We start from the raw sequence: 8,098 nt of genomic DNA on the forward strand, positions 1-8,098 counted from the left end.
GGCAAAACAACATTAAACACCTGATAGGTATCCTATATTGAAGCTATATCAACTTGAAATGGTCCTAATTAAAACGACCCCTCTAAAAGAAATTAGAGAGGTCGTTTAAAACATGTGGTTGTATTCTTTATTGCTGTTTGACTACAATCTTTTTATTAATAGTTTGTCCGTCGGAAGTTTGCACTTTAATGATGTAGTTTCCTTCGGATATTAGTCGCACTGGAATTTTACATTCATGTCCTATTGGGGCATTAGTGCTATTCCAAGATCTTACGGTTTGTCCCAGCATATTTATTAAATACACTTGTTTGATATCCATACTATATGGCACCTTGATGTAGATATGGTTGGTGCTATTTAAGTAGTTCACAATAACATCTGGATAGTCATCCGTATCGGTACTTAACACGTTTTCCTCTTGGAACACAATATAAAAACGACCTTCATGGGTTCCAGCATCTAGATTTGTTTGATATGGTGTAATGTTGATTCGTGTATACGTACCTAATAAGGCATCATATACGAATACATCCGGATCTTCATCAAAGTTTTCTAAATCGGTTACGGCAATTTCTGCGTTTCCTGTGATTCCCATATCAATGGTTATAGGATACATGTTTTCCTGGTTGAATTCACCGACTCCTTGGATTATAAATCTGTCATCTTCAATTATGAAAGACATATCACTAGGGTTGTAGTCTGTATTTAGAGCATCGTAGCCATATTCAAATAATTCACTTGCCGCATTGTCTGGTGTGAAAGCTAACAATAAAGGTCTAATAGCACCTTCAGGCGACGTAAAGTTTAAACGAACACGTTGAATTAAATCTAACGTTACGTCTGGATTTTCTGTTCTGAAAAATTCTGAATTACCCATAGCTTCTTTAACAAAGGCACGTTGGCTATTTTTGAACGTTACATCGTTTGTTACTTGATCGGCATTAGCTGCAGCCGTTACAAAGAAACCTTGACCAACTGGGATGAACTGTTTAGGGGTAACTAAATTAGCATTTCCAACGCCATTGATTCCTGGCGGAGACACCGCAGGTGTACCACCTGACAAATTATAAATAGCATAACCACCTTGGTAATCTGCTGTAATATGGGAGTTATTCGTGGTAGATTGCTTCCAGAAATATAATGAACCGTCAATGCTTTCAGAAGAGCCAACATTTGCAGATGTAGCCACACCACCTATTGTTGCAGGTATATTGTCTCTGATAAATACATTTGCATCAATAGCAGAGGCATATGGGTTTCCAACTAAAGTTTGGTTTATTACTGACGAAGAAGCAGAAACTTTAGCCGAAATGGTTCCATTATTAGGTTGACCTCTAAACGTGTAGTTTTGAGTTCCAACAGGAGTAACTGGACCAGGACCTTTCATTGTAAATCCTAAACCAACATCAAATGAACCATTGTTACCTCGATAATCCCAATCTGAATAATCATCCTGTGCACCTTCAGAGAACGCATAAATCCATCTACTACTGATAGTTAAAGGTGTTAGAGAGCCATCATTTCCAGGTGTCCATGCAGCATTTGATATAATTCCGCTTAAGGTATAAGTTCTAGTTCCTAAAGCATCATCTGTACTCACTGGACTTCCCCAATAATTATAATTGAAGTGGTTGGATGTTCCTTGTTGATCACGTTCCATATAGCCATTACCTGTATAGTCTACTATACTTCCCATGTTTTGAAGTAACTGCGATTCACCAACTAAATCTAGGACATCATCAATTTTTAAATAGTTTGTTACACGTAGTAGCTGATTATTGTTTACGGTATAGGTGTTTGAATCAATCAATAGTCCTAAAAGGGTTGTGGCTCTGTTTCCTGAGGTTACATTATGTAGTATTCTAACAATGTTCCAGTCCATTCCATTGGTGTTAGGGGTTACTTGAACACTACCGTATAACCAAGTACTATTTGAGTTCCAATTCCCATCACCGCCACTTATATATGGTAAAGGAGCAGTTTCTGCTTGGTTCGTGGTCATATTCCTTAAACGTCCATTCACTGTTCCAACATTAGCATACAAATAACCTCCTGTAACATCTCCAGTACCTTGGTTCATTTGGTAATATCCTCTTAAACTAATCCATGCTAAATCTGTAATGTTTAATGGTACTATAGAACCATGTACTTGACCACTATTAGTTTCAATTTCCTGGTTCATCATCTCGTGAATTTGTACTTCTGTTAAGGTTGCATTCCAAATTCGTAATTCATCTAAAGCTCCATTAAAATAGTTCATTGGTGTATTACTATTATTTCCTAAAGCACCTATCAGACAATTATAGTTATTTGTATCAGGAGCAGAAGCACCAGTGTTTGAACCGACATTAATACCGTCAATGTAAAGTATATACGTTCCTAATGTTGAATCAAAAGTAATAGCTACATGATGCCATCTCAAATCATTTATAGTAACACTTGTCGGAATAGTTTCATTATCATAGCGAAATTCAACAACTCCATTATTAATTCTTAAATCATATCCTGTGCTTAAATCATTTAAATCTCGTTTTGATAATAGAGTTTGAGCATTATTTACAGTATTATCTCGTTTCAGCCATAGTTCAATACTAAAATCTCCTGAAAGATTATAATTATCTCCTAAATCAATATGATCATTTGTACCATCGAAATCTATAAAATTCGCACAGCCAGCAAATGTAACTGACATGGTATCGTTAGAGATGCCACAAGGCAGAGCATTTGTAACCTGCCACTGTAACACATATGTTTCATCCATCTGTCCAGTAAAAATCGCATTAGGATTTGTGACATCTGAAAAACTTCCACCTGCTCCATTAGTTACAGACCATTCTCCATTTGGATTTAGCGCATGTAAAGTAGCGCTAGTCGCTCCACAATTTGTTACTGAATAATTAATGTCGCTGCCTGCATTGGCCGTAATAAAAGGATTTACGGTTATGGTAATTATTCCACTAGTTGCAGTACAAGAAACTACATTGTTAGAAGTTACTATCACTTGATAATAGTTTGTTTGTGTTAGTAAAGGAGGCTGATAGCTTGCTTGGTTACCTCCTACATTTGCCCAAGGACCAGAAGCATTTATACTACTTTGCCATTGGTATGATAAAGTACCTGATCCATTGGCTATTACCGAAATAACATTAGGAGTATTAGTACTACAAACCGTTTGGTCTGCTCCAAAGCTAGTTATATTAACGTTATTAACAAATATCGTAACAATGTTAGAGTAAACAGTACATGACGAACTGCCATTTTCTATGGTCGCCACACGTCTAAAATAAGTAGTAGAAGCAACTCCTCCAATAAAGTTATATCCTACGGTTGTTATTCCTGTAGAAGTCCATGGACCTCCAGGGTTTGGAGAAGTTTCCCAAAGGTAATCAATTGTACTGCTTGCTGCAGTAGCTGTTGCAACAGTTCCTGTAAGGTTATTTGGTATAATTCCAGAACAAATGGTTTGATTATTTGCGATAGTACCAGCAGTTACTAGATTTGGAGTAATGGTAATAACATTACTAATACCTGAACATGATACGCTATTTAAAGTAAACGTAGTAATTCTTCTATAGTATGTTATTGTAGTTATACTATTTGCTGGGGTATAATTCTGTGCTGTAGCTCCACCTATAGGTGTGAAATTCACATTATCTGTGCTAACCTCCCATTGGTAAGTAGTACCTGCTATTCCTACAGATCCATTAAAGATAGTTGGGATATCTCCTGAACAAATTACTTGATCAGTATTTATTGTTCCTCCAGTAATTTCAGGCAATATTGTAACAGTTCTAGTAATTGCACTTCCAGGACAGGTAGGCGATGTAGTAGCTAGTGGTGTAATGGTGTAAGTTACTTCAATAGGCGCATTTGTGCTATTGGTTAATGTTCCAGGAATCGTGAATGTATTGCCTGCAGCAATATTTCCTGAATTTCCATTTACAGGTGTACCCGAAATACCAGCCGGTGTATTTCTTACCCAATTAAAGTTCATCGGTGCGTCAATAATGTTACCGGCTATTGTAATTTGAGCATTGGATCCGCTACAAATAGTTGGGTTTGCAATTGTTGCATTTGCTTTAGGTGTTGGGTGAATAGTAACATTCATAATCTCTGGTTCACCATTACATGCGTATTCTAAACATCCAAAAAAGCAAATTCTAACATTATATTCTGGAGTTATAAAAATTTGCGTTGTTACCGTTGTGTTACCTGGATTCTGTAAAGTAAATGTTTGATTTACTTGACTTCTTCTACGGCGATTAAAAAAACCACCAATATTGGTATAAGGCGCATCAATTTGCCCGTTGGAAGGAGATACGTAAGCTGAATTGGCAGAATAAATAAAATCTATAGTTGATGCTATTGTATGTTCTATTGTATAAGTTGGGGTAATCGTATCCCCAGGACAATAGCCAATAGCTGGATTTGGTGCATTTGTGATTGACATACCTCCTAAAATGCCTCCTGCACCTATATAGTTTATTTGTATTCCAGCAGAAATTAATGTGCTACTTGGACATGCTTGATCTGTAATTATTAATCTATAATATCGTTCTTGTTGTGGGGGAGAATATACAGGTCCATTGCCATTTGCTGCTACATTCGCATAAGTTCCTGCATTTCCATTTGTACTTACTTGCCATTGGTAGTTGTAATTTCCAGAGCCACCAGTAGGAGCAGTTATTATATGTAGGTCTGCAGGGTCTTGTCCATTACATACATCTTGAGCATCTCCAATTGTGAAAGGTGTTCTTAAGGGAGCAATAACAGAAACTGTTACATAAACAACAGGGCTTGGGCAACCATTAGTTGTTGCAGTTATAGCAAATGTTGTTGTTTGTGTGGTTGTAGTTGTATTTGTTAAAGCAATTGAAATTGGTCCAGAAATGTTATTTTCAAAATTAGTTCCAGTAACAACACCTGTATTATCTCTTGTCCAATTATATGTAGTAGTACCAGCAACATTAGTAGCCAAAGTAATGATTGCATTAGCACCACTACAAATTTCTTGTGTAGCTGTTGTTGCAGAAACTATTGGAGTTGGGTTTACTGTAATTGAAATTGTGTTTGGTAAAGAAGGACAACCATTAGCGTAGGCAGTAATAGTTATGTCAACTATTTGAGGTGTGATTGAAGTGTTTGTTAATACACCAGTTATTGAAGATCCACTACCATTAGGAATACCAATTACATTAGTATTAACACTTCTCGTCCAACTAAATGTCGTTCCAGCCACATTGTTTGGATTAGGAGAAAGTACAATTGGAGTAATATTATCACCCGAGCAAATTGTTTGATTTGTTCCAGGTGTTGCTGTTAATGTTGGTGTAGGGTTAACAGTTACTACAATTTCAAATGTCGAAGGTGAACAACTACCAATACCAGCTGTAACAGTATATGTAGCTGTTTGAGGTATGGAAGATGTGTTTATTAATGTTTGAGAAAAATTAGGTTGCCCACTTAATGCAGTAGCACCTGTTATACTTCCTGAAATTGTTGGCATTCCCCAAGAGTACGTTGTTCCAGTTGGTATAATATTTCCACCAACTCCATTTATTGGAGAGACATTTGCTATGTTACTACTACAAGTAGCTATAGAATAATCGTTAGGAATAAAAGGTGTAACATTATATGTTACCGTTATTGTTTGAGTAACATCTATGAAATTCCCACCTAAATCAGTAATCCGATATGTTCTAATAATAGTTGCAGGATTGTTTCCACTTGATACATCTGATATGTGGCTTATAGTTGTATTACAATTATCTGTTGGGTTTACTACACTTATGTCTGGAGCAGGTACATTTGATAAACACTCATAGGTTATAGTAGCAGGAGTTACAGTAGCTGTGGGAATAATAGTATCTTGAACAGTAACTATTGCATTACAAGTCGTGATATTTCCACTTGCATCTTCAACGGTTAGAGTTACTGAATTTGAACCAATATGGGTACAATTGAAAGTTGTTTGTGATGCTGTAAGCGTTACAGCTCCACCACAACCATCAGAAGAACCATCATCAATATCTGCAGCTACAATAGATGCATTTCCAGTAGCATCCAATTGAATCGTTATATTTTGACAGGTAGCTGCAGGATTTATAATGTCTTCGACTGTTACTGTGGCATTACAAGTAGCGATGTTTCCATTAATATCTTCTACTGTTAGGGTTACTGAATTATCACCAAGATTGGTGCAATCAAAAGTTGTTTGTGAAGCCGTAAGAGTTACTGTTGAACATGTATCTGAAGAACCATTGTCAATATCAGCAGCTACAATTGTCGCATTTCCAGTAGCGCCAAGTTGAATGGTTATATTTTGGCATGCAGCAGTAGGAGCAGATATATCTTCCACTTCCACATCACGCGTTATTTGAGCAGCCGGATTACCTTCGGCATCCGTAACATTATAGGTAACAACATAAGTTCCCACCACAGCTGTATTTACAGCAGACGCATCGATTACGATGCTCCCAGAAATATCACCAAAACATGGATCGATAGCCGTAGCACCAAGTTCAAGGTATGTGTCACAAGTCTCAATAGTTTGCGGATTAGCACCTAAAAGTGTCATGGTTGGAGCAGATGTATCTTCCACTTCCACATTACGCGTTATTTGAGCAGCCGGATTACCTTCGGCATCCGTAACATTATAGGTAACAACATAAGTTCCCACCACAGCGGTATTCACAGCCGAGGTATCAATAACGATACTCCCAGAAATATCACCAAAACACGGATCGTTAGCCGTAGCACCTAATTCAGAATACGTTCCACAAGCTTCAATAGTTTGTGGATTAGCACCAGACAGTGTGATGGTAGGAGCAGATGTATCTTGTACTTCCACATTACGTGTTACTTGTGCAGCCGGATTTCCATCAGCATCCATAACATTATAAGTAACCGTATAAGTTCCAACGACAGCGGTATTAACAGCCGAAGCATCAATTACGATACTACCAGAAATATCACCAAAACACGGATCGTTAGCCGTAGCACCTAATTCCGTATACGTTCCACAAGCTTCAATAGTTTGTGGATTAGCACCTAAAAGTGTGATGGTAGGAGCAGATGTATCTTCCACTTCAACATCACGAGTTATTTGAGCAGCCGGATTTCCTTCAGCATCCACAACATTATAAGTAACGGTATAAGTTCCAACGACAGCGGTATTCACAGCAGACGCATCAATTATAATACTACCAGAAATATCACCAAAACACGGATCGTTGGCAGTCGCATTTAACTCCGTATACGTTCCACAGGCTTCAATAATTTGCGGATTAGCACCTAAAAGTGTGATGGTTGGAGCAGATGTATCTTCCACTTCAACATCACGAGTTATTTGAGCAGCCGGATTTCCTTCAGCATCCACAACATTATAAGTAACGGTATACGTTCCAACGACAGCGGTATTCACAGCAGACGCATCAATTATAATACTACCAGAAATATCACCAAAACACGGATCGTTGGCAGTCGCATTTAACTCCGTATACGTTCCACAGGCTTCAATAATTTGCGGATTAGCACCTAAAAGTGTGATGGTTGGAGCAGATGTATCTTCCACTTCAACATTACGTGTTACTTGCGCAGCCGGATTACCTTCAGCATCCGTAACATTATAGGTTACAACATACGTTCCAACCACAGCGGTATTAACAGCCGAAGCATCAATTACGATACTACCAGAAATATCACCAAAACATGGATCATTAGCCGTAGCACCTAATTCCGTATACGTCCCACAAGCTTCAATAATTTGCGGATTAGCACCTAAAAGTGTGATGGTTGGAGCAGATGTATCTTCCACTTCAACATCACGCGTTATTTGAGCAGCCGGATTTCCTTTGGCATCCGTAACATTATAAGTAACCGTATAAGTTCCAACGACAGCGGTATTAACAGCCGAGGCATCAATTACGATACTACCAGAAATATCACCAAAACATGGATCATTAGCCGTTACACCTAATTCCGTATATGTACCACAAGCTTCAACCGTTATAGTTGCAGCACCATTTAAAGTAATAGTTGGATCCGTTGTATCCTGAACGGTAACTGTTCTAATAACTTGAGCAGCTGAATTTCCTTC

General features: G+C 37.9%; 1 protein-coding gene. It reads right to left on the reverse strand.

All coding sequences use genetic code 11. The annotated features are described in order from the left end of the window. Positions 1-127: 127 nt before the first annotated feature. Positions 128-8,098 (reverse strand): immunoglobulin-like domain-containing protein (locus ES674_RS11175; RefSeq protein WP_148404109.1); only part of this gene is annotated, 7,971 nt, incomplete at its 5' end.

This window comes from Bizionia myxarmorum, assembly GCF_008086205.1.
GTDB lineage: Bacteria > Bacteroidota > Bacteroidia > Flavobacteriales > Flavobacteriaceae > Algorimicrobium > Algorimicrobium myxarmorum.